Genomic DNA, 21,973 nt, shown 5'->3' on the forward strand with positions numbered 1-21,973 from the left:
TAACCATCCAGATACAGGTTTTCAGGGTCAATCCTGTTTTTTATCGATCTCTTTCCATACGAAAATAAACCGCTGTATTGCGGTGAAATGCCCGATAATCCCGAAGATGAGCAGGAGCCACCCGAGATACGGCAGTCCGTACACCCCGGCAGGGATAAGGATGGTCAGGATACCGGCGATGATTAGTAGAAACAGACGATCGGCCCGGCCGAGAATCCCTCCATAGTAGCGGCCAACACCGACCGCCTGGGCCTGGGTACCAAGATAGGAGACCATCAGCACACCAGTGAGTGCGAAGACGCCGATCTGCCAGGATGCGAATCCACCGGCAAAAATGCCGGTTATGATGAGGATGTCGGCATAACGGTCCACCACGTGATCGAGAAAGTCTCCTTTCCGGCTCTGGATATTGAGGGCCCGGGCAACTGCCCCGTCTATCGAGTCGAATGCGGCATTGCACATGATGAAGAAGGTCCCGAGCAGCACATCCCCGTAATAAAAGGCAACCCCGGCAAAGATCGCCACGAAGAATGCAGCGATGGTAAATGAATCCGGGGTGAGCCCGATCCGGACGGCAATACCGACAAAGGGCCGGTATATCCATGCAAGGTGTGGACGAAACATGTCAAGGGTCATTCGATCATCCCGATGTATGACGACCAATCGAGAAATCCGGATTGCGCTGATATCTCCCCCCTGAAGAATCTGCCGACCCGGTCCCGGCATTCCTGGATACTCATATCTGTCGTGTCCAGTTCATAAACCTGTTCAGAAGAAAATTTCTCGAGCGTTTCCACCAGCACGATATCCAGGGCTTCGGCCAGCGCATTCTCCCGTACCTTCTCGTCACCGTATCCGCGTTCCCGGAGCCGCATGGCGAGGATATCGGGGCGGCACCGGAGCACCGCTATCCTGTCGCAGGGAAGGAGGTGGGCCAGATGACCCTCGACAACACCATCGAATGGAACAAACTCTGCCACCCACCGATCTTCATCGATCACCAGGGTATCACGGACCGGATCCCTTCCGACAATATAGGTGCCGGTTGTCTCCGAAAGGTGCAGGATGCAAAAACCCTGCTCCTGAAGTGCCCCTGCAACCGAAGATTTTCCTGTCCCTGGAGTGCCGGTGATGCCAAACATCATGATCATTCAGGCTTTGGTGTCGGGAAGATTTCGTGCTTCCCCTACATATTCCCTCTCTATCACAGAACGGCAAATTATTAGATCAATCGTATGCATGGGTTGGTTACGGGGCATTCTCATTCAGAATGGTGATATTTTTTGCATAATGTCACTGTTGGCAGTAGATGTCGGTGCGGTCTACATCAAAACCTGCCCGGGAGGGAACCCGGCTTTCCGGTGAAGGGACCTGACCTTACCTCTGCGACCTGCAGATTTCGCTGATGGCGGTGAGGAATGTCTCGTTTTCCCACACGTCACCGATGCTCACCCGGATGTAGTGATCGGGGAGGCCGGGAAAGCTCGCACACGACCGGACGATTACGCCCTTTCCGGCAAGGAGGCGCACCATCTCATCCCCGCTCATCGGCCGGGTATCGAACATAATGAAGTTTGCTCCCGAAGCCGGGGAGGAAAGCGGGCATTCTTTCCTGAACCGGTCTCTCCACTTCCGTACATAGGAAACATACTCATCCATCCTTTCCCGGTCAGCGAGTGCACCGGCCGCGGCTATCGCCGACACGGAATTGAGGGTGAACGGGGTTGCTGCCCGTTGGTAGAACGGGACCAGCCAGCGTGGAACAAAAGCATACCCAACCCGGGCACCTGCCAGGGCAAATGCTTTGGACATCGTCCTCCCGATGACCAGGTTGTCAAATTCGTTCATCAGGGACCGGTAATCAGTATCGGAAAATTCAACGTATGCATTGTCCAGAAAAAGGACCCCATCGATCGCAGAGAGGATTTCCCTGATGTCCTCAACCGGGGTAACCGTCCCGGTGGGATTGTTCGGAGTGCAGAGAAACGATACCTTCGCGTCCTGCGCCTTCCTGATGAACTGTCGGGTATCGACAGAGAAATCCGGCGCCCTCAGGATCTCCACCACATCAGCGCCCTGGGCAAGGGCCGCGAGGCGATAGAACGAGAAGGTGGGAACCGAGACGGTGACCTTGTCTCCTGGATCGACCAGCACCCTGACGAGAGTCTCGATAACCCCGTCCATGCCGACTCCGGTGATAAACGAGTAATTGCCGTGAAAACTGACAAGGATCCTGGACAGCTCCGCAATGCACTCATCCGGATAGCGGTTAGCTTCTCGAAGTGCTTCGCATCCGGCCCTCACCGCAGCTGGAGAAGGGGGCCATGGGTTTTCGTTGCTTGCAAGACGGGCGATCCGGGAGATCCCATGCTGTCGGGCAACATCGCCGGGCTTTACGGCATAGACATAACCCCCGGATCGGTACAGGTTCCGGACAAGCCGGTTGAACCGGCTCGCGCCTGGGCTCTCATCGTTTCCGGCCATAGATGGCGTTTCCGGAATAGTATGCTTCATGGGACCAGATAACTCCATTGGCGGGGTTGAATTATGACCGTTCTCTGCGGAAAGATATCTTTACACGATGAAACGATAACCCTGATCCATGGCAGATCATAACCTGATTGCACCGATTTCACTATTCATGCCGTCCATCCTGCTCTCGATCGCTATAGTCACCGGGCCGGCAGCGGGGACAGTTGTAGGCTTCGATCAACCGGGACTCACTCTGCTGCCTGGGGAGATAGCCACGGTCAATCTCACTCTCGACCAGGCACCGGCCGGCACTTCAGGATATAAGGTCACTATCAGCAGCGAGGATCCACAGGTCGGAGAGATCTCCGGGGTGACCCTGCCCTCGTGGGCTGAACTCTCGGCCATCACCGGTGCTCCTGGTCCGGATGTACGTATCAAGGCCGTCGATCTCAGAGGAGTTGTCAAGAGAGATGCAAGCAACCTCGTCCTTGCCACGCTCTCTGTGAAGGGCCTCTCAATCGGGGCCACGAAAGTGGTTCTCAGTGATCCCAATTTCTATGATCGTGATGGAAATGAGATTGCCACGACCCTTTCATCGCTTTCCCTCATGGTAGCAACCGGGGAGACTTCCATTCCGGCCACCATATTACCTGTTACCTCCGTAACAGGCAATGCACCACCGGATATTTACCAGGTTCCGGCAACCGTCACGACCGAGGCAACCGGACCTGGGAGTTCAGGATCTACAGTCTCCCTACCGGAAGAAACAGCCACTGAACCAAGTGCGATGACAGCGATTCCTGCTATTTCCCTCACCCCCGCCCTTGAAACTACTAAGCCAGGCAGTGGCAGACAGGAGATCTCCTTCATTACCGCACCAGGGATCCTGCTGACAATTGGTGCCCTGATCCTTCTGGGAAATAAAATGAAATAGATCCCAAAAGACCTCATTTCGGGATCTCATTCAATTTCTGAAAGAGCGTTGCCGACGATGTGTGCGGCCCGGTCGATCTCCTCATCGGTGATAACCAGCGGCGGGACAATGCGGAGGTTGCCTTCCGCTGCACAATTGACCAGCACGCCGTTCTCTGCGCAGCGTTTCTGGACAGAGGGACAGGAATCCCCAACAGAAATCCCGATCATGAGCCCTTTTTGCCGGGGTTTGAAGGGGGCAAGGAGATCAGCAAACCTCCTCCCTTTTCGTTCCACGTCGGGGAGGAGCCGCCCTATGACATCGATAGTTGCGCGTGCCGCTGCACAGGCCAGCGGGCCACCGGCAAACGTGCTGCCATGCTCGCTCATCTTGAACTCAAGGCCCTGTCGGGCGAGGAGGGCTCCCATGGGAAACCCGCTGGCGATTCCCTTTGCCAGGGTAACGATATCAGGCTTCACCCCGGTATGCTGGATTGCGAGCCACTTCCCGGTCCGTCCCATACCAGTCTGAACCTCATCGGCAATCATCAGTGCCCCTGTTGCATCGCACTGCTCGCGGATGCTCCTGATGAACTCCACTGGGGGGATGATCACCCCTGCTTCACCCTGGATCGGCTCGATGAAGACTGCTGCGACGCTCTCATCCATGACCTTCTCAAGCCCGGCAGAATCGCCATATTCCACGAATGTACAGGCTGGCTCGAGGGGTTGGAACGGTTCGCGGATAGCCGGTTTGTGGGTCACCGAGAGCGAGCCGAGGGTCCGGCCATGGAACCCATGGGTAAAGGCCACGAACCGCATCCGTCTGGTCGCCAGGCGGGCAAGCTTGATCGCCCCATCATTTGCCTCTGCACCGGAGTTTGCAAAGAATGCTTTGTGCATTCCGCAGATCCCGACCAGGTCCCGGGCCAGTTCGGCCTGCCCCGGAACATAATACAGGTTCGAACAGTGGATCAGGCGCCTGGCCTGTTCACAAATCGCCTCTGTCACCAGGGGGTGACAGTGTCCGGTACTGCAGACTGCAATGCCTGCAACACAGTCGATGTACTCATTCCCTTCAGCATCCCATACCTTCGATCCGAGGCCCCGCTCGATCATGATCTCGCGGGAGAACGCGGGCATGTAGTACCGTGCCTCCAATTCACGATAGTTCATCTGGTTCATTCCTTCCAATTTTTATTCATACTCGATGGTTGCGGGAGGTTTTGGGGTGATATCATACACGACCCTTGCAACGCTTGGAATCTCAGCTGTTATCCGGGAAGCAAGGTGCCCGAGCACCCTGAACGGAATCTCGAGCGGAGTGGCGGTCATCCCGTCCCGCGAGTTGACTGCACGTACGGAGATTATCCACCCGTGAACCCGGGTATCACCTTTCACTCCGGTACCAAGACCGAGCACCGCTCCAAAACACTGCCAGGGAAGGAACCGGTCGACCAGTTCTTCTTCAACGATGGCATTCGCCTCGCGCACCACATTGAGCTTCTCCCGGGTCACTTCTCCGATTATCCGGACAGCAAGCCCCGGGCCCGGAAACGGCATGCGGTGCTGTATCTCCGGAGGAAGCCCCAGTGCACCGGCAACCTCCCTGACCTCGTCCTTGTAGAGATCGCGGAGGGGTTCAATGACTTTTTCAAACTCCATATGCAGCGGCATACCACCGACATTGTGATGACTCTTGATCCCTCCCTCGCTCTCGATCCGGTCAGGGAAGATGGTGCCCTGGAGCAGGTACCGTGCACCGGTCCTTTCCGCCTCCCGTTCAAATACCCGGATGAACCGCTCCCCTATTACCTTCCGCTTCTGTTCGGGATCGACAATCCCGGAGAGAGCTGCAATGAACTCCTCTTCTGCGTAGACGATATGGAGGTCCAGAGATCCGAACATCCGGATGATACCTTCTGTCTCACCCTTCCTCATCAGGCCGGTGTCTACATAGATGGGGATGAGCCGTTTCCCGATTGCTCTCGCCGCCAGGGCCGCACAGACCGAACTGTCGACGCCGCCCGAAAGAGCGATGACGACATGGTGATCCCCGGACTGGGCCCTGATCTCTTCAATGGCTTCGCGTATGAAACGTTCTGTGTCGACCATAGCCTCTCTACCTCCTGCTCCTCCGTGCCCGGCATGCTTCAACAAATCCCACGAATGGCGGAGAGGGTCTCGTAGGTCGTGACCTGAATTCGGGGTGGAACTGAGTGGCGAAAAAGAATGGATGGCCTGGGATCTCGCAGATCTCCACACGGTCCTTCCACGCGCCGGAAAATACCAGCCCGCTCTCCTCAAGATCGGGGATATACTCGGGGTTCACCTCATAGCGGTGACGATGACGCTCCACTATCTCCTTTTTCCTGTAAATCTGCATGGCGAGGGTATCTTCTTTCAGGGCGATGGGATAGTTCCCAAGACGCATGGTCCCACCGAGATCGGTCACTCCCTCCTGATCGGGAAGCAGGGCGATCACGTGGCGACCCTGCCCCATCTCGGCACTGGTTGCGTCCTCCCAGCCGAGCACGTTGCGGGAGAATTCCACGATGGCAAGCTGGAAACCCAGACATAGACCGAGGAGGGGAACGCGGCACGTCCGTGCATAGTGAAGCGCCCCGATCTTGCCTTCAAGGCCCCGCGGTCCAAACCCCCCGGGGACGAGGAGCCCATCGAACTCGGCAAGCTGCGGCTTATCGTAACGCTCGGCATCGAGCCAGGTGATCTTCACTTCGGTGGAAAGCGCACGCCCCGCATGCTTGAGGGCTTCTTTGATGCTGAGATAGACGTCTTCGATCCCGTACTTGCTCACGATGCCCACCTGCACCCTGCTCGTATACTCCCTTGACACGATGGTATACCAGCTGGTATCGGGACTCCTTGCGTTGAGCCTGAGATACTGGAAGAGTATTTCGGCAATCCCTTCCTTCTCCATCTCCATCGGGACCTGGTAGATGTCAGGGACCGTGGCTGCGCTGATAACCGCCTGCTGGGCAAGATCGCAGAAGGCGGATATCTTCCGCTTGGTCTGGGACCCGATGGGGCGCTCACCTCTTCCCACGATGATCTCAGCGTGTAGCCCAAGTTCGCGGAGGGCTTTGACCGAGTGCTGTGTTGGTTTGGTCTTGAGATCCCCCATTGAGTCTTCCGGGACCAGGGTGACATGGATCAGGACCGTGTCTTCTTCAGGGAGTTCCCCCCTCATCTGGCGGACGGCCTCGAGGAAGGGCATGCTCTCGATATCACCAACAGTCCCGCCTACTTCGACCAGGCAGATGTCGGCCTGCCCGTTTCCAGCGGTCCCATCGTGGGCAGCTGCCCTGATGCAGGACTTGATCTCTTCGGTGATGTGGGGGATGATCTGTACGGTCTCTCCAAGGAACTCTCCTCTCCGCTCCTTCTCGATTACGCTCCGATAGATCTTACCGGTGGTGATATTGTGATCGGATGTGAGATCAATATCGAGGAACCGCTCATAGTTGCCCAGATCAAGGTCTACTTCCCCACCATCAGAGAGGACGAAAACCTCCCCGTGCTGACCGGGGTTCATGGTTCCAGCGTCGATGTTGAGATAGGGATCGATCTTCACCGCGGTCACGCTGTAGCCACGGTTCTTGAGGATTCTCCCGATCGATGCGGCGGTGATGCCTTTACCAAGGCCGCTCATCACCCCCCCGGTAACGAAGATGTATTTCACGAAGATTGCCCCTCCAGGCTCTCCTGGTTTTCTATTGTATGTATTCTACACTACGGGTGATAGTTTTTGTTCCATGGGCCTCGGGAAAAGGAGATCAACCCCTCATTACGGCGTAAGCGGCCGAACACCGGGCAAGGGCCCGGTCTCCCCCCTCTGAAAAGACCTCTCCTTCTGCAAAAATGATCCTCTTCCCCCGTTTTACAACGGTTCCTTCGGCAATGAGCACTCCTCCCTGCGCCCCGGCAAGGAATGAAGTGGTTTCAGAGATGGTGGCAATGCGCTCACCCGGATCGAGGAGAGGGTAGATGGCAAGGACCATGGCTTCATCGGCAAGGGCGGTGAAAATTCCTCCCTGGAGCCAGTCCTCCCCGTTCATCATGTCCGGGCGGACCGGCATCCGTATCCTGGCCGATCCTTTTTCCATGGTTCCCAGTTCCACTCCCATGAGCGTAAAGAACGGGTTTGCATCCCGCCCCAGCGCTCGTATTCGCTCGATGTAGCTCATAGCAGGGGAGTTTTGCCCATATCGGGATAAGGTTGCCGGACATTCTTTTTGTTGTCGGCAGTCCAACCATACTAACATGAATGCCGATGAAGAGAGGGAGCTGCTTCATGACCTTATCTGGCTTAATGCAGTGATTGCAACAGAGCTCATCCAGATCACCGAGAACGTTTCGTCAATACTCCGCCAGGGTCCGCCCCCTGAATCTTGTCTTGCCGATCACAACCGGCTTCGGAAGCAAGCACTTGAAATCGTCGAGAAGTACCGTGATGCGACCGCTCTCCGCGACCACCTCCTCGGACACCGATAACCCGGAAGGAAGTCTCAAGTGAATCCCGCGTTTACGATCATTATCCCGGCCTATAATGAAGAAGAGAGGATCCGTGAGCTCCTGGACCAGATGCCCGGAAGAACCGGCCGGTTCATCATCATCTGCGATGGGACCGATACCACTCCTGAGATCGTACGCTCGTTTTCCCGGGAACACCCTGATCTTGATCTGGTTTGCCTGACTTTTTCCCGGAGGCTCGGAAAGGGTGGAGCGGTGCGGGAGGGCTTCGCCCGTGCTCCAGGGCCGCTGGTCGGTTTCATGGATGCCGACAACTCAACCTCGCTCTCCCAGATGGAGGATCTCATCGCCGCTATCGACGCTGCCGACGGAGTCATCGGCTCACGCTGGCTCCCGGGCTCTGTGATTACGGCCAGGCAGGGATTGACACGGCGGCTGGAGAGCAGGGTGTTCAACCTCATGATCCGCATCCTCTTCTCGCTCCCGTATTCAGATACGCAATGCGGTGCAAAAGTATTTAAAAAATCAGCCGTCGATGCTGTGATAGGTGACATGGTCTCGACGGGATTTGAGTTTGACGTTGAACTCCTCTGGCGGCTTTCCCGGAAGGGATTCCAGGTTAAGGAGCTTCCGATCACCTGGGGAAACCAGGAGGCATCGAGAGTGAGAGGTTCAGACATCCTCAGGATGCTCACTGCCCTATTCTCTCTCCGCCTCGGAGGGTCAGGATTATGACTGGCGATTCCTTGGAGAATATTCGGCGTGAGTCCTTCCGGCTCTTTGAAGAAGGAAAGTATACCGAATCGCTTGATCTATGTCGTGCAGCCGGGACTGCCAGACCCGATCCGCAGCTTGCCATCCTCGCTGCCCGGAACCTGTTTAACCTGCGACGTTTTGATGAAGCGGAAGCGTACGTAAGGGATATGATCCGGACGATGCCGGAATCGTCATATCTCCACAGTTTCCTCGGCAGGATTCTCGAAGAGCGGAACGATGACACCGCGGTTTCCGAGCATGCAAGGGCTGTTCTGCTCGACCCGACAAATCAGGAAGCACTCCGGGGTTACGCGGCCTACCTCGTGGCAGCAGGAGACCACCGTATGGCCGTCCCGGTGCTGAGGAAACTTGTGGCTTTGTCAGGCAGGGAGGATGACGCACGGTGCCTTGCGAGGGCGCTGACGGCATCGGGTCGGAGTGCCGAAGCCCTCGCCCTGTTTTCACGGGAGGTCAGGCGGAGGGAGGAAGATCACGACTATATCGCCGCCCTGATGGGCGCCGGACGGTACCAGGACGCTGCTCGGGAGGCTGCGACAACCTACCGGTTGTCCGGCAAACTCCCGTTTGCACGGATCCATCTCCGGGCCCGGGCTTTACATGATCCGGAAGCAGCGCTGGGAGAATATAAGGAATATTTCTCCACTCTCAAAGACGCCGAGATCGGCCTGGATTATGCCCTCTTACTGCGAACGTTCAAGAGGCCGGCGGAGGCGCTTGCTCTCTGCCGGGAACTGCTTGACTCAAATGTGATGGGCCCTGACTATACCGTCCGGCTCCTCACCTGCAGGCTGAATGCCGAACTCGGTGAAAAGGAGCGGGCAGCCGGATGCTACCAGCACCTGGTGCAGGATGCTCTCAGGAACCTGGACAATCATGATTTCCTCTCAGGTCTTCTCGCTTCCTACCGTGAATTTGTCCTCACCTACTACCCGGTCCGGGAGGCAGAGACCCGCTTCCTCTCGATCGTCCTGTCTCACCCGCATGCTGTGTCGCTGCTGGCCACCGCCCGCCTTTATGAGGATATCGGAGACCTTTCGGAAGCACGTTCCTACTCATACCGCGCATTCCGGAGCGATTACCTCCATGGAGGCATGGCTTATGCACAGTTTTTGGCCGGGCAGAACGAATTCCGGGAAGCCGAGAAGATCCTTCTCTATGTATTGAATAATGCCAGGCGGATCCGGGAGATCGAGACCGTTGCCGGGCTCATCCTCGATGAGAAGTGGAAACTGTACCGGAGACCGCGCCTGCTTGATCGGCTGGTAACTATGCTCGGGCAGCGCTTCGCCCTCCTGAGTTCTGACGGCCTGGAGTATCTCGCGGTTGCCTGCCTGGTGTCTGCTGGGATTGCCCGTCGTGAAAAGGACTATCTCCTGTGCAAGGAGTACTGCCTGCGGGGGCTCGATGCCGTACCGGCAATCGCAAACAACATCCGTCCTGATGACTTTCTCGAGCTCATCCGGGCCTGCAAAGAGGAGGGGGTATGTGATCCGCCGGTAATGGCCGCACAGGTAAGAGAAGATGAGGAGGATGAACAGGATAGGGCTCTCAGGGAATTCATGGAGAGTTGCAGCGATCAGGAGAGGCGCATCCTTGAATACCTCATCGAACACCGTGAAGCAAGCGAGATCGAGCTCCGGAAACTTCTCAATACGAGGAGAGTGGTCGGAATCATGAACCGGATCATACAGAAGGCGGCAGCATCGGGGATTACAGTTATCGAGAAACGGGGAATTGGTGAGGGAGGAGAAATCTATGCCTATACCGCAGGGTGACCCAATCGAGAAGAGACGTCTCGAAAGCCTGAATATTATTAACGCTCTCAGGCGGGGGACGGTCCCTGCCGGCGGTCTTGAACGGATAGCCGTTGGTGTCGATCTGGAGGAGGACGTAATAGGCGCCCAGTTCGACTATGTTGCAAAGGGAGGTGGCGATCTCAAGTTCGTCCGCGGAGACTACGGGAGCGGAAAAACCTTCCTTGTTGCCCGATCGCTCGAAATCGCCAGGGGGAAAGGGTTTGTCACCGCCCACGTGACGATCTCCCCTTCGGCACCGCTCTACCGGCAAAAGAACATCTACCAGCAGATCTGTGCAAGCCTCAGGACCCGGGAGGAAGAGCATGCCCTCAAGGCGGTCATTGACAGCTGGCTCTTCTCAATAGAAGAACGACTGCTGCGGGTGAGCGATCATCACCTCGAGGAGGAGAGCCTGGAGAAGGCAACCCTCAAGGAGATCGAGACCGCCCTTGCCAGCATCTCCGAAATGAATTCCTCGCTTGCCGCAGCGCTTCGAACTTACTACCGGGCAAATAACGCCGGCGACTTCCAGACCGCACAGTCGGCAATCGGGTGGATCAGTGCCGAACCAAACATCGGCCGGGAATTCAAACAGAAAGCGGGAATCAGGGGGGACGTGGACGAGACCTACGCCCTCATCTTTCTCAAGGGGCTGGTCAGGATCATCGTCAACGCGGGCTATGCCGGCCTCGCGGTTGCCATTGACGAGCTCGAGACTACCCAGGTTCTCCCGAGAAACCAGCGGGATAAAGCCTATAATACTCTCCGGCTCCTGGTAGACTCGCTAGACCGCGGCGACCTCCCGTACTGTTACTTCGTCTTCACTGGCACTCCGGCGTTCTTTGAAGGCCCCCGGGGGGTCCGCTCCCTGCCTTCCCTCGCAGACCGTATAGGTATCACCGGGACCAGTGAGTTCAAAAATCCCCGCCAGCCCCAGATCGTCCTCTCCCGGTTCGATGCAAGTAAGCTCGAACAGGTTGCCCAGAAGGTCATCCGGATCTATTCTGAAGCATACGCAGAGGTTGACCAGAACCGGGTCTCGCACCGGTTCATCCGGACCATGATCGGGAAGGTGACGGGAAAATTCGGAGGCAGAGTGGATGTCATCCCGCGAATTTTCTTAAAAGAGTTTATGGATGTCCTCGACAAGTGCGAGCTGTATGAGGACTATGATCCCTGGGAGAGTTACCAGTTCGATGCTCGCCACTTGAAGGGGGAACTCCGCGAGGAGGAAGAGGCGGTCATGGTTGTCGAGTTCTGATCTGGTTACGAAAGACCGATGCCCTCAATGAAATTCAGAGGACCAGGCTTCAGTATCATTCTCACATGGTATCGAGAATCGGGTTTGTGGAGTATCATCCGGCAAACTAAGGGGCTGACATTCTTCACCTTCCATTCTCATTCGGTGGCGGGATTCTCCTTCATTGCCAACAGGGATAACGGGGCCCGTGTTCGCCAAGTAAGTCACCTGGTATAACCAATTGATTTGATTGGAGAAAAAAGTTAAGAGGGGATGTGCCGATGTTGCAGCGTATGCAGTACACAAGGTTTCTGTTCGTAATCAGCGCCGTGATGATCGTTGTGGCTGGAATTACTTTTTCCGGATGCACGACTCCGACGCCCCCGACTCCCACTCCGCCACAGCAGGATCTGCTCATCGCCACTACGACAAGCCTCTATGATACCGGTCTCCTGGATCACCTGGGTGGTATCTTCGGGCCGGAGTATAATGCGAACCTGCGGGTAACTGCCAAAGGAACAGGGCAGGCCCTGGAACTGGGACAGAACGGCGATGTGGATGTCGTCATGGTTCATGACCGCGTACGTGAGGACACTTTCCTCCAGAACGGGTATGGTGTTGATCGGCGCGTGTTTGCTTTTAACTATTTCATTATTGTTGGCCCGCCTTCGGACCCGGCTAACACCAGGAACATGACAGCGACCCAGGCTTTCGACACCATTTACAAAAAAGCCCAGACGAATCCCAAAGTCGTCTTTGTCTCCCGCGGAGATGCTTCCGGCACCCATGCCAGGGAACAGTTCCTCTGGAAGAACGCCGGGTATAACTACTCCGCGATCCAGGTATCCGGGCCCTGGTATGTTGAGTCTGGGACCGGAATGGGAGCGACGCTGTTAATCGCCGAAGAGAAGAATGCTTATACCCTTTCTGATGTCGGTACCTTCCTTGCGTATAAAGGGAACCTTTCCCTCGTGCCTCTGGTAGATCAGGGAGACGAGCTGCTCAACGTTTACAGCGCGATGATCGTCAATCCAGCCAAGTTCCCCGATACCAAAGTCCAGCTCTCGAAAGACTGGATTAACTGGCTGATTTCGTCAAAAGGCCAGGATCTTATCGCCAATTATGGGGTCAGTACGTATGGGCAACCGCTCTTCCATCCTGCCCTCGGTAAATGGGAGCTCCTTGGTGTGAGCCAGGCTGAGACTCAGGATCCGATTCCGTGAATCCAGCCCTGATCAATTCTTTTTATTTAATATCTTCGTGGCACTAAGAGGGAATCATGGCCGGGTTTCTGGAAGGACTCAGTCCAATCTGGCAGGGATTACTGCAGGCATTCAACCTGTTAATCAGCCTCGATGCACAGATACTGCGCATCACAGCACTCAGCCTGATCATCACGATGAGCGCCGTGATCATCGGTTCCCTCATATCAATCCCTCTCGGTTCAGTTATCGCGTATGGAAAATTCAGGGGCAGGAATACACTGATTTGGTTAATCCAGACCCTCTATGCTTTCCCCACGGTGGTTATCGGACTGATTGTTTTCCTCTTCATCCGTAAAACCGGCCCTTTTGGACCCCTGAACCTACTCTTTACTCCGCAGGGCATGATCATCGGCCAGACGGTCCTTGTGCTCCCTATCATCACCGGTTTGACGATATCGGCGCTGGTTGCGGTTGATCTCACCATCCGGGATACCATTACGTCACTTGGGGCAACAAGGTTACAGTTCCTGATATCGGCCCTTAAAGAGGCCAGGTTTGCTATTTTCGCCGCCATTGCCCTGGCATTCGGCCGGGCCATATCAGAGGTCGGAGCAGCCATCATTATCGGCGGCAACATCGCAAGCCCGGGTAACTTCTGGACATCAACAAGGACCCTTACTACCGCAATTACTCTTGAAACCGGGAAGGGAGATATAGCCCTCTCAATCGCTCTAGGGATTATTCTCCTGCTCATCGCCCTCGTCATCAACGTGATCATAAGCATTGTTCAGAACCGGTGAAGCCATGATTGAGATACGGGACGTGTACAAGCAATTTGGTGAAAAAAAAGTCCTGAAAGGTATCAATGCCACCATCAAACAGGGTGAGGTGTTCACCGTTATCGGCCCTTCCGGCGAGGGGAAGTCCACGCTACTCCGGCTGATCAACCTGCTTGATAACCCCACCTCAGGCTCGATCCTCCTTGAGGGAGTCGATATCCATCGGAGTCGCGAACAGCAGGCCATCCGCAGGAAGATGGCCATGGTCTTCCAGAAACCTGTAGTGTTCAGCTCCTCGGTCTATGAGAACATCGCTTACGGCCTGCATTTCAGGCATGTCGATCGGGATACCATACGAAGAAAGGTCGGGCAAGCCCTCGAAGTGATTGACATGGTCGGGTTTGACGAAAGGAAAGCCAAATCACTCTCGGGTGGCGAGATGCAGCGGGTGGCCCTGGCCCGGGCCATGGTGACCGAACCCGAGCTCCTCCTGCTCGATGAGCCTACGGCAAACCTCGACCCGCTGGCCACCCATAAGATCGAAGAACTGGTCCGGCACTACAACCGGGCATCCGGTACAACGGTTATCATGTCAACACATGATATGCAGCAGGGTCAGCGCCTGGCAACCAGGATAGGCGTAATAATGCAGGGGCAGTTTGCCCAGATCGGTACACCACGGGAGGTGTTTGGCAGTCCATCGGAAAAAAAAGTGGCGAATTTTGTAGGTATCAAGAATATCCTGATCGGGACGATCACGGAACAGAGGGAAGGGATTGCTACCATGACCGCCGATGGTATCACCCTCGATGCAGTTACTTCTTTGCCGGTCGGAACACCGGTCTGGGCATCCATCCTGCCCGAAGATATCACACTCCTACTGTCCCATGGTAAACAGACCAGTGCCAGGAATGTTTTTTCCGGCCGCATTATTCATTTCGCCCCCCGTGGCCCTCTCCTGAGTGTTACCGTGGATTGTGGTGCAAAGCTTTCGGCCACAGTAACCTGGAGATCTGCCGAAGAGATGAAGCTTAAAATAGGAGACGAAGTACGCCTATCGTTTAAAGCAAGCACCGTTCATGTAATGGCAGACAGGGGAGTTGGATCAGAATGACGATCCAGGTGGAAAAACCTGATGGCAACAATGATTTCTGGAGTTGTAGTTGTTCCAGTCGGTGTTTCCAAGAGAATAACGAACCGGTCCAGGTAGGCGTACAAAAAAGTCAATAAAATGGGATTGACTTTCCTTCAATGGCAATATATTTAAATTTAGAGACCAAAAAAAAGAGTGCCGCATGAACAATGAGGGCATGCGGTCGCGTCAATACTGCATGATTCGGAGGTCGGGATGAGATATGTTCGGGCAAACCTCATTCCGGCCTTCTTTTATACAAATAAACCTTGCAACTGTTCAGGGTCAAGCGCAAGATCCTTGTAAAATGACGTCATAATAACAGTTAGTGACAGAAAACCAGTAGAATAACGATCTCAACGAAATAACCCTTGCATCCAATATTCAATCACTTCTCGCCATCATCAAAGAACAAGATCGCATCAGAGTTGTGGGCAAAAAATGCCCAACTGAAAGCCCGCATCGCAGAGCTTGAAGCACGATTGAACCAGCACATCCGGAACAGCAACCGGGTCCCCTCGATGGATGGGTTCCGACCCCCCAACGCTCAGCGGAAGAAAGGGAAAAGACCACCTGGCGGGCAATGGGCATAAAGTTCATAACATGGAATAGGTAGAGACCCCTGATCAGGTCTATATCGGTCTTTATCTTCATCTTGTCCCATGTCCGGGCAGGACTATGGTTAAAACCTGGAATAATATACAGAAATGCCTTCAATCCTGACCAAGTGGACCCTGTGCGGCCTTCCCCCGATACTTTTTCTCCAGCCAGGGAAGAAGATAGGCTGCGACAAGGCCAATGAGGAAGGCTATGGTCATCCCGCTGATCAGCGCCAGAACAGCAATAAGGAATGTGACGGCGTATGAGTCGGTCCTGAGACCGTGCCGGCCCAGTTCGATGGCCACAAAGACCAACAGCGCACCGTAGAAACCGGGTGAAATCAGGGTCAGGATCTCCGGACTTGCAAAGAAGAGGGCGAATACAACAAATATTGCTCCAGCGATGATATTCGCCCCACCCGTTCTGGCCCCGAACCGGTACTGGGCGGCATAACCTCCAGCACCGTGGCACATAGGTATTCCTCCAAAAGGCACGGTGGTCAGGTTCATCAGACCGATGGTCCGGGAAAGGTACTTGGGAGAGGTCTCCCGTGAAAAGAGATCGATGGAGAGAAGAGCGGTGGCAAGGATTGAATTGGCGATGGTCAGACCGAACTGGGGCACAACCAGGTCGGTAAGAGCTCTACCATAGTCTTCAAGCCCTGGGACGATGAGGTGCGGGGGGCCAATGAAGTGAAGCCCGGGAAGCCCCAGCTTTACGATCCCGATGACTGCTGCCAGGGCGATGACGATCAGGGCTGAAATGTCAGGGATCGAGAGTCTCCGGGCAAGGAAGAAGAACAACACGATGATGGCCACACCGAGGATAAAAAAAGCCGGATCGCCGGTAATAAAGGTTGCTGACGACCTAAGGAGGAGGAGGGCAAGACCGAGCTGTATTCCGCGGATAACGTTTCGCGGTATCCACCGGTCGAGAACAGTCATCACGGCCCCAAAACCGAGCATGAGAAAGATGAGGCCGAGGATCAGGCCGGATGCCGCAATTTCTCCGGTGGTAAGGGTGCCGGCGATCACGATGACTGCCACCGCCTTCATCGGCTCGATCGGTATAGGCAGGCGGTAGTAAAGACCTGTAATGGCGAACCATATGCCGAAAAAGAGGAAGATGTAACTGATATCAAGGTCGGATACAGCGGCCATGGCCAGAACGAGGGGGATGATAGTCCCGTAATCCCCAAAACTGCCGGCTAGCTCGGAGAGGTTGAAGCACAGGGGGTTTTTGTCTTCTATCTGTGTCATCTCATCCGGCTCCATCTGCGGGACACTATCCGTGTTAAACAGGCTTTTTACCCGATCCCACTATCGCGCCCGTATGACCGTCCCGGGCTTTTCCCCGGCAAGTGTGTTCCGGATACTCCCTGGTTTGTGCCCGTTCACGATTTTCACTTCGTGGATATTTTTCGCGTACCGGAGCAGCTCAACGACCCTTCTCTCTAGGACAAGATCTTCAAGGTTCATGGCCAGAAGTTCGGATGCCGTGATATCGGGAATGAGTTTTGCCTCGGGATTTGTGAAGGGATTGTCGGTATAGAGTCCATCCACGTTCTTTACTAGGATAAGGTTCCTGGCGCCGAGGACTTCGGCGGCGAGGAATGCACCGGTATCGGTCCGATTGGGAGGTATGGCCCCAATCTCGGGCGGTTGTTCATACAATCCATATGGGGGAGTTCCATGGGTTACAGGAAGAACGCCAAGCCCCATAAGCATGGGCAGTTCGAGGAGATCGCTGGTATGTATCCGCATTCCCTTCCATCGCGAGAGCAGGGTTGATACCATAATTGCATTCTGTTCGCTGATCTTTCCGGCAAGCTCGGCAAGGATTCCGGTCGGCATACCAAGATCGAGGCCGACATCAAGGACATGCCGGACCCTGACCCCCCCGCCAGTGACCACCAGGATTGGGTTCTGGCGAGAAAGCTCACCAATTTCATCGAGAAGAGGAAGGAGGATCTCTTTTCCGTAATCGATGATCCCGTGCCCACCGATTTTTACGACATTCAGGTCGGGCATCAACCGGATCTGGGGCTTTCCTTCGTACTTTTCCAGCAAACCCCGTCGGACCAGCGACTCCCCCCGCAATTTACTGGTCACATCGAACCTTGCATGTTTCATAGCCATCTTCCAAAAGCTTTTATTCCAGAATGTTAATACAGTATGCTCGATACCAGTTGGTATAGTCTGGGTTTACAAGTTACTGAGGTGGAATTTATGAAGATTTATGTCAGAGAGCGGGTGAAGGTGAGGGAAGGCGTCCGGCAGCCTATGTTCCGATTTGTCGCAGTGACCGGCGGGCAGGTGCAGATAGACCTGACCCACTTCCGGAAGTTCGAAATCGAACAGATTGCAAAAGACGTCGGTGCAGATGTGGTCTATCTCGAAGAGATTCCCGACGAAGAAAAACAGAAACACTAACCTTTTTTTCCTGGAGAGGGTTATCCCGTAGGATGCTTTTTTCTGCCATCCCGTCAATGCGTATGGTAGAAACGATTCCATGACCCAGCTCTCCATCGAAATTATCTTTGAGTCTGCCCTCCAAATTCACCTTTTTGAAGAAAGAGCAGTATCCATCACCTTCTCGGAATCAGGGGTCAAAATTAAATTGCCCACCACGAGAAAACTGGCCGAGTTCCTTGATGTCCCCCACTACTATGTCCTCCCATATTTTGCTATGATGGAACAGGAGGCCCTGGTCACCAGGGCTGAACGGGTGGGAATCATGACCACCTCTACCGGGACCACCCGGTATTTGGCCCTGATGAAAGAACGATATCCCGGCGAAGGTATTGCGCTCTTCGGACCAGCCATCTACTCGGAACTGATTGCCAGCCTGCCCTGATCATCATTTCAACTGGTGAAACCGATCGGGGGCCATTCGCACCCAGAGAAGCGGTTTTATTCGTTCTCTCACCTGTTTTATTACCCGGGGCGAGACGTATTTCATAATGCTTATACACTCATCCGCTGAAGGTAAAATAAAGGTGCCAATAATAATGATGAATAAACCAGATTTAATTATCATTGGGATAATTGCGATCCTGGCTGCCGGTTGTATCACCCCGGGAGGACACGAAATCGTCCCTGACCAGCCCAAAGCAGGCTCCCTCTATGTCTATTCCGGTGCCGGCCTGAAAGCCCCGATGCTCGAAATCGGGGAGACGTTCCAGAACATGACCGGCGTGCGTGTTGAATACAATTTCCAGGGATCTGGTGCCCTCATCAGCCAGATGGAGCTCAGCCGTAAAGGCGATGTATTTATTCCAGGTGGAACCCCGGACTATACCGCAGCACAGAACAGGTCGCTTGTCACCGAACCGCGTTATATAGCCTACCACATCCCGGTCATCGCCATGAAAAAGGGCAACCCGAAGAATATCACATCGATAAACGATTTTACGAAGGATGGTGTGCGGCTTGCACTCGGTGATCCAAGCGCTACCGCGATCGGGAAGTCAACCGTTAAACTGCTCAAGGGACATGGGATAACAGAGGCAGTCGAAAAGAACGTGGTCACCAGGGGAGCAACAAATCAGGAACTCGTAACCGCGGTGGTCATGGGAACAGCGGATGCCACCATAACCACACTCGATATGATAAACCCTGAAACAATGGACTTCATCCCTATTCCGGTTGAAGAGAACCTCGCCCTGATTATCCCCATTGGGACAACCACGTTTACAGACCAGGAAACACTGGCCCGCATGTTCGTGGATTTCGTAGCCTCCGATAGGGGGAAGGCGATCTTCGTGCGGCACGGCTTCCCCTCCTACCCGGATCCTCTTTATGCTGGTGTTACTCCATGAAGGGTGCTGCAGGCTCCAGGCGCGAGGTCTCATGCCCCGTCATCGGGGTCATCCATACCCCATTCTCTGATCCTTCAAAAACTCCCATCCAGGGTATCTTTTCCCGCGCCCGTGGAACCATTGAACTGTACAAGGAATATGCGCCGGGGCTCCGCCACCTGGATACGTTCTCCCACTGCCTGCTCATCTATCATTTTCACCGGGCCCCTGGGGTAATGCTGGCTGAAAAACCAATGGTTAACGGCCAGGAACCCCACGGGATCTTTTCCACACGCCATTTCAACCGACCGGCCCACCTGGGGCTTACTCTGGTCAGGATCATCCGGGCAGAAGGAAACAGATTGGATGTGGAAGGTGTGGATATGCTGGATGAGACACCGCTGCTTGATATCAAGCCGTTCATCTCTTCTTTCGATGCGGCACCGGGTGCATCCACCGGGTGGGTAACTGCCGGACATATTGATCAGATCAGGAACCAGAGCGCCTCTTTCCAGGAATGAGAACCGGACACCTTTCCACCCTGCAGACAGGATTCTCTGCTATAGCACTGGCACTGCTTGTTTTCATTATCGTTGTACTGGCTGGCATGATCCTGTATCCTCCAACCGGCGCGCTCGTCCAGAGTCTGCACTCCGCGGAGATCCTCTTCGCCATCATGCTCTCGCTCGTAACATCGGTCATCTCAACCTGCCTCTGTGCCCTTGTCGCTATCCCGGTTGCTTATTCCCTTGCCCGGGGAACGTTCCCAGGCAAACGGGCAGCTACCATCCTGCTGAATATCCCCCTCGCCCTCCCACCGCTCGTTGCCGGGGTCGCTCTCCTCATTTTCTTCGGACCATCGAGCATCGGGCAGTTCCTTGAAGCGGTAGGAGTGTCGGTAGTATTTACACCGCTCGGTATCATCGTTGCCCTGTTCTTTGTGAATGTCCCGTACCTGATCCGGGTTCTTCGTTCAACATTCGAGGATATCAATCCCCGTTTTGAACACGTCGCACGAACGCTTGGATGTTCCGAATGGCGGGCATTCCGGAGGGTTACCCTGCCGCTTGCCAGGCATGGGCTAGGTGCCGGCCTGGTCATTACCTGGTCAAAATGCATCGGAGAATTCGGCGCCGTCCTGATCCTTGCCGGAGCCACGAGAATGAAGACCGAGACTCTCCCCATTGCCCTCTTCCTGAACATGTCAACCGGGGAAATCGAGCTGGCCATCGCTGCGGCAATCATCCTGATCGGTATCTCACTGGCATCGCTCCTGATCCTCGAATACTTCTCATCTGATTCCTGTTTCTTCTAGGTGATGGTGATGCTCGTGCTCACTGCGGTTAACAAGCGCTTCGGTGAATTCACTCTCAGGAATGTCAGTCTCACTATCAGGGAGGGGGAGTATTTCATGATACTTGGACCAACGGGTGCGGGAAAGACCATCCTCCTGGAGACCATTGCCGGCATCCATATGCCTGATTCGGGGACCATCACACTCTCCGGGCTTGACATTACCCGGCTCCCCCCTGAACAACGGGGAATCTCCATTGTGTACCAGGACGTCATGCTCTTTCCCCACCTCACGGTCTTTGAGAACATCGCTTTCGGCCTCAAAGAGCAAAGGTTGTCAGTGGGGGAAATCGCGGAACGGGTGAGCGCAATGGCGGATCTCATGGGGATTTCCAGCCTCCTAGAGCGATTGCCGCAGACCCTTTCAGGGGGGGAGCAGCAGCGTGCAGCAATGGCGCGAGCACTTGTGATGTGCCCCAGGTTCCTCCTTCTCGATGAACCGATGAGTGCCCTTGACGCGGCATCACGGATGCGCCTTCGCCAGGAGCTGAAGCGAATCCATCGGAATACCGGGACGACCATGATCCACATCACCCACTACTTCGAGGATCTCTTTCCCCTCGCTGATCGACTGGCCGTAATGCAGGACGGGGCAATCGTCCAGACCGGGACACCGGAAGAAATTTTCAACCACCCTAAGTCGGATTTCGTTGCCCACTTCACAGGAATGGAAAACATCTTCCGGGGCAGGGCTGTCCGGAGGGACGATGAAGTGGAAATTGATCTCGGCCCGATTGTTCTGCATGCAGTAACGCCGTTTGAGGGCGATGTGATAGCCGGTATCCGGGCTGATGAGCTGATCCTGTCCCCTGGACCATTCGATTCCACAGCACGAAACACGTTCCGCGGTACGGTGAGCGAGATCCAGGCAAACGGCGCTTTTTCCAGGGTTGTGGTTGACGTCGGGATTCCCCTCTGCGGCATCATCACCCGGCAGAGCCTGTTCCGGCTGGGGCTGGCACCAGGACAGGAGATAACCGTGATCTTCAAGGCCTCGGCGGTCCACGTCTTCCCCGCATGATACGGGCCACACCCAAATCCCGCCAGTCCCGTGAGACCGGGGTCGGGTTTGTTGTTGAGAGTTGAGGGAGGGATAAAAAAATCACCTCATTCTTCCGGCCGTGGATACTCTTTTTTTTAGTGCGCATTTCTGTGAAACTATGAAAGAATTATAAATAACTACGAATGTTTTACAAATTAACAATGTTAAATAGAAGAATTTATAATAAAAGGGATTCAATTAATTCAATACATCAAAAAGCAATCTTTTTGGTGTATCGTGCAAGTGCAATCTTGGCCATCAAGGAGGTGTGCCGGCAGGTTTTGCATGATGAATATCACGTCCATGGTAAATCACGCGGTCTGCCGGCCCACGCATTGGCCCTCCATTCTTTCCTGCCAGGCCAGGTTCATC

The 21,973-nt window shown here is 54.8% G+C and carries 23 protein-coding genes; 14 read left to right on the forward strand and 9 right to left on the reverse strand.

Annotation, left to right across the window (positions count from 1 at the left end; all coding sequences use genetic code 11):
- Positions 1 to 27 precede the first annotated feature (27 nt).
- From IPI71_07460 to IPI71_07470, 3 genes are all read right to left on the reverse strand, one after another.
- Positions 28 to 636: a CDP-alcohol phosphatidyltransferase family protein gene (locus tag IPI71_07460; protein ID QQR70507.1), complete on the reverse strand. Its 609-nt coding sequence runs from the start codon at positions 634 to 636 to the stop codon at positions 28 to 30.
- Positions 633 to 1,145 (reverse strand): adenylate kinase family protein, encoded by a 513-nt coding sequence (locus tag IPI71_07465; GenBank protein QQR70508.1) that lies wholly within the window; start codon positions 1,143 to 1,145, stop codon positions 633 to 635. Before IPI71_07465 ends, IPI71_07460 begins: the two co-directional genes overlap by 4 nt.
- A gap of 232 nt (positions 1,146 to 1,377) precedes the next feature.
- Positions 1,378 to 2,484 carry a histidinol-phosphate transaminase gene (locus tag IPI71_07470; GenBank protein ID QQR71985.1) on the reverse strand — a complete coding sequence of 369 codons (1,107 nt, stop codon included), beginning with the start codon at positions 2,482 to 2,484 and terminating at the stop codon, positions 1,378 to 1,380.
- A gap of 118 nt (positions 2,485 to 2,602) precedes the next feature.
- On the opposite strand from IPI71_07470, the gene IPI71_07475 reads away from it, so the two are divergent.
- Positions 2,603 to 3,406 (forward strand): hypothetical protein, encoded by an 804-nt coding sequence (locus IPI71_07475; GenBank protein ID QQR70509.1) that lies wholly within the window; start codon positions 2,603 to 2,605, stop codon positions 3,404 to 3,406.
- A 26-nt stretch (positions 3,407 to 3,432) separates the two neighbouring features.
- On the opposite strand, the gene IPI71_07480 is transcribed toward IPI71_07475, so the two are convergent.
- The 4 genes from IPI71_07480 to IPI71_07495 all read right to left on the reverse strand — a co-directional run bounded on the left by IPI71_07480 (position 3,433) and on the right by IPI71_07495 (position 7,592).
- Positions 3,433 to 4,569 carry an acetylornithine/succinylornithine family transaminase gene (locus IPI71_07480; protein ID QQR70510.1) on the reverse strand — a complete coding sequence of 379 codons (1,137 nt, stop codon included), beginning with the start codon at positions 4,567 to 4,569 and terminating at the stop codon, positions 3,433 to 3,435.
- Positions 4,570 to 4,581: 12 nt separating this feature from the next.
- On the reverse strand, positions 4,582 to 5,499 hold the full coding sequence (gene guaA, locus IPI71_07485; protein ID QQR70511.1) for a glutamine-hydrolyzing GMP synthase subunit GuaA: 918 nt from the start codon (positions 5,497 to 5,499) through the stop codon (positions 4,582 to 4,584).
- A 7-nt stretch (positions 5,500 to 5,506) separates the two neighbouring features.
- Entirely contained in the window at positions 5,507 to 7,087 is a 1,581-nt protein-coding gene (locus IPI71_07490) for a CTP synthase (protein ID QQR70512.1), read from the reverse strand.
- 94 nt (positions 7,088 to 7,181) lie between these two features.
- The gene (locus tag IPI71_07495) at positions 7,182 to 7,592 is read right to left on the reverse strand and encodes a PaaI family thioesterase (protein QQR70513.1); all 411 of its coding nucleotides are present in this window, start codon (positions 7,590 to 7,592) and stop codon (positions 7,182 to 7,184) included.
- A 76-nt stretch (positions 7,593 to 7,668) separates the two neighbouring features.
- Between IPI71_07495 and IPI71_07500 the strand changes: the two genes are divergently transcribed.
- The 7 genes from IPI71_07500 (at position 7,669) to IPI71_07530 (ending at position 14,789) form a co-directional block, all read left to right on the forward strand.
- Complete coding sequence (locus tag IPI71_07500; protein ID QQR70514.1) at positions 7,669 to 7,899, forward strand: hypothetical protein; 231 nt, start codon at positions 7,669 to 7,671, stop codon at positions 7,897 to 7,899.
- Between the two features lie 18 nt (positions 7,900 to 7,917).
- Positions 7,918 to 8,613, forward strand: a complete 696-nt coding sequence (locus tag IPI71_07505) for a glycosyltransferase family 2 protein (GenBank protein ID QQR70515.1) — start codon at positions 7,918 to 7,920, stop codon at positions 8,611 to 8,613.
- A gap of 11 nt (positions 8,614 to 8,624) precedes the next feature.
- Positions 8,625 to 10,430 (forward strand): hypothetical protein, encoded by a 1,806-nt coding sequence (locus IPI71_07510; GenBank protein QQR70516.1) that lies wholly within the window; start codon positions 8,625 to 8,627, stop codon positions 10,428 to 10,430.
- Positions 10,411 to 11,712: a BREX system ATP-binding protein BrxD gene (gene brxD / locus IPI71_07515; protein QQR70517.1), complete on the forward strand. Its 1,302-nt coding sequence runs from the start codon at positions 10,411 to 10,413 to the stop codon at positions 11,710 to 11,712. Before IPI71_07510 ends, brxD begins: the two co-directional genes overlap by 20 nt.
- A 272-nt stretch (positions 11,713 to 11,984) precedes the next feature.
- Positions 11,985 to 12,914, forward strand: a complete 930-nt coding sequence (locus IPI71_07520) for a substrate-binding domain-containing protein (GenBank protein QQR70518.1) — start codon at positions 11,985 to 11,987, stop codon at positions 12,912 to 12,914.
- A 56-nt stretch (positions 12,915 to 12,970) separates the two neighbouring features.
- A complete protein-coding gene (locus tag IPI71_07525) occupies positions 12,971 to 13,696 on the forward strand; it encodes an ABC transporter permease (GenBank protein ID QQR70519.1) in 726 nt (241 codons plus the stop codon).
- Positions 13,697 to 13,700: 4 nt separating this feature from the next.
- Positions 13,701 to 14,789: an ABC transporter ATP-binding protein gene (locus IPI71_07530; GenBank protein QQR70520.1), complete on the forward strand. Its 1,089-nt coding sequence runs from the start codon at positions 13,701 to 13,703 to the stop codon at positions 14,787 to 14,789.
- Positions 14,790 to 15,520: 731 nt separating this feature from the next.
- Here IPI71_07530 and IPI71_07535 read toward each other — a convergent pair.
- A complete protein-coding gene (locus tag IPI71_07535) occupies positions 15,521 to 16,666 on the reverse strand; it encodes a sulfate transporter (GenBank protein ID QQR70521.1) in 1,146 nt (381 codons plus the stop codon).
- Between the two features lie 60 nt (positions 16,667 to 16,726).
- On the reverse strand, positions 16,727 to 17,539 hold the full coding sequence (locus tag IPI71_07540) for a uridylate kinase (GenBank protein ID QQR71986.1): 813 nt from the start codon (positions 17,537 to 17,539) through the stop codon (positions 16,727 to 16,729).
- 96 nt (positions 17,540 to 17,635) lie between these two features.
- Between IPI71_07540 and IPI71_07545 the strand changes: the two genes are divergently transcribed.
- The 6 genes from IPI71_07545 to IPI71_07570 all read left to right on the forward strand — a co-directional run bounded on the left by IPI71_07545 (position 17,636) and on the right by IPI71_07570 (position 21,580).
- Positions 17,636 to 17,839 (forward strand): hypothetical protein, encoded by a 204-nt coding sequence (locus IPI71_07545; protein QQR70522.1) that lies wholly within the window; start codon positions 17,636 to 17,638, stop codon positions 17,837 to 17,839.
- A 79-nt stretch (positions 17,840 to 17,918) separates the two neighbouring features.
- Positions 17,919 to 18,263: a hypothetical protein gene (locus IPI71_07550; GenBank protein ID QQR70523.1), complete on the forward strand. Its 345-nt coding sequence runs from the start codon at positions 17,919 to 17,921 to the stop codon at positions 18,261 to 18,263.
- A 154-nt stretch (positions 18,264 to 18,417) separates the two neighbouring features.
- The gene (modA, locus tag IPI71_07555) at positions 18,418 to 19,227 is read left to right on the forward strand and encodes a molybdate ABC transporter substrate-binding protein (GenBank protein ID QQR70524.1); all 810 of its coding nucleotides are present in this window, start codon (positions 18,418 to 18,420) and stop codon (positions 19,225 to 19,227) included.
- Complete coding sequence (gene tsaA, locus IPI71_07560) at positions 19,224 to 19,727, forward strand: tRNA (N6-threonylcarbamoyladenosine(37)-N6)-methyltransferase TrmO (GenBank protein QQR70525.1); 504 nt, start codon at positions 19,224 to 19,226, stop codon at positions 19,725 to 19,727. The genes modA and tsaA overlap by 4 nt, the downstream gene beginning before the upstream one ends.
- Positions 19,728 to 19,813: 86 nt before the next feature.
- Positions 19,814 to 20,521 (forward strand): ABC transporter permease subunit, encoded by a 708-nt coding sequence (locus IPI71_07565; GenBank protein ID QQR71987.1) that lies wholly within the window; start codon positions 19,814 to 19,816, stop codon positions 20,519 to 20,521.
- A gap of 9 nt (positions 20,522 to 20,530) precedes the next feature.
- The gene (locus IPI71_07570; protein ID QQR70526.1) at positions 20,531 to 21,580 is read left to right on the forward strand and encodes an ABC transporter ATP-binding protein; all 1,050 of its coding nucleotides are present in this window, start codon (positions 20,531 to 20,533) and stop codon (positions 21,578 to 21,580) included.
- The last annotated feature ends 393 nt before the right edge of the window (positions 21,581 to 21,973 follow it).

The organism is Methanolinea sp. (genome assembly GCA_016699325.1).
GTDB lineage: Archaea > Halobacteriota > Methanomicrobia > Methanomicrobiales > Methanospirillaceae > UBA9949.

What these genes read in the sequence shown, in the direction of transcription:
- IPI71_07460 (QQR70507.1), bottom strand. Translation starts at nt 636, where the DNA reads ATGACCCTTGACATGTTTCGTCCACACCTTGCATGGATATACCGGCCC.
- IPI71_07465 (QQR70508.1), bottom strand. Translation starts at nt 1,145, where the DNA reads ATGATGTTTGGCATCACCGGCACTCCAGGGACAGGAAAATCTTCGGTT.
- IPI71_07470 (QQR71985.1), bottom strand. Translation starts at nt 2,484, where the DNA reads ATGGCCGGAAACGATGAGAGCCCAGGCGCGAGCCGGTTCAACCGGCTT.
- IPI71_07475 (QQR70509.1), top strand. Translation starts at nt 2,603, where the DNA reads ATGGCAGATCATAACCTGATTGCACCGATTTCACTATTCATGCCGTCC.
- IPI71_07480 (QQR70510.1), bottom strand. Translation starts at nt 4,569, where the DNA reads ATGAACCAGATGAACTATCGTGAATTGGAGGCACGGTACTACATGCCC.
- guaA (QQR70511.1), bottom strand. Translation starts at nt 5,499, where the DNA reads ATGGTCGACACAGAACGTTTCATACGCGAAGCCATTGAAGAGATCAGG.
- IPI71_07495 (QQR70513.1), bottom strand. Translation starts at nt 7,592, where the DNA reads ATGAGCTACATCGAGCGAATACGAGCGCTGGGGCGGGATGCAAACCCG.
- IPI71_07500 (QQR70514.1), top strand. Translation starts at nt 7,669, where the DNA reads ATGAATGCCGATGAAGAGAGGGAGCTGCTTCATGACCTTATCTGGCTT.
- brxD (QQR70517.1), top strand. Translation starts at nt 10,411, where the DNA reads ATGCCTATACCGCAGGGTGACCCAATCGAGAAGAGACGTCTCGAAAGC.
- IPI71_07520 (QQR70518.1), top strand. Translation starts at nt 11,985, where the DNA reads ATGCAGTACACAAGGTTTCTGTTCGTAATCAGCGCCGTGATGATCGTT.
- IPI71_07525 (QQR70519.1), top strand. Translation starts at nt 12,971, where the DNA reads ATGGCCGGGTTTCTGGAAGGACTCAGTCCAATCTGGCAGGGATTACTG.
- IPI71_07530 (QQR70520.1), top strand. Translation starts at nt 13,701, where the DNA reads ATGATTGAGATACGGGACGTGTACAAGCAATTTGGTGAAAAAAAAGTC.
- IPI71_07535 (QQR70521.1), bottom strand. Translation starts at nt 16,666, where the DNA reads ATGACACAGATAGAAGACAAAAACCCCCTGTGCTTCAACCTCTCCGAG.
- IPI71_07540 (QQR71986.1), bottom strand. Translation starts at nt 17,539, where the DNA reads ATGAAACATGCAAGGTTCGATGTGACCAGTAAATTGCGGGGGGAGTCG.
- IPI71_07545 (QQR70522.1), top strand. Translation starts at nt 17,636, where the DNA reads ATGAAGATTTATGTCAGAGAGCGGGTGAAGGTGAGGGAAGGCGTCCGG.
- IPI71_07550 (QQR70523.1), top strand. Translation starts at nt 17,919, where the DNA reads ATGACCCAGCTCTCCATCGAAATTATCTTTGAGTCTGCCCTCCAAATT.
- modA (QQR70524.1), top strand. Translation starts at nt 18,418, where the DNA reads ATGATGAATAAACCAGATTTAATTATCATTGGGATAATTGCGATCCTG.
- tsaA (QQR70525.1), top strand. Translation starts at nt 19,224, where the DNA reads ATGAAGGGTGCTGCAGGCTCCAGGCGCGAGGTCTCATGCCCCGTCATC.
- IPI71_07565 (QQR71987.1), top strand. Translation starts at nt 19,814, where the DNA reads ATGATCCTGTATCCTCCAACCGGCGCGCTCGTCCAGAGTCTGCACTCC.
- IPI71_07570 (QQR70526.1), top strand. Translation starts at nt 20,531, where the DNA reads ATGCTCGTGCTCACTGCGGTTAACAAGCGCTTCGGTGAATTCACTCTC.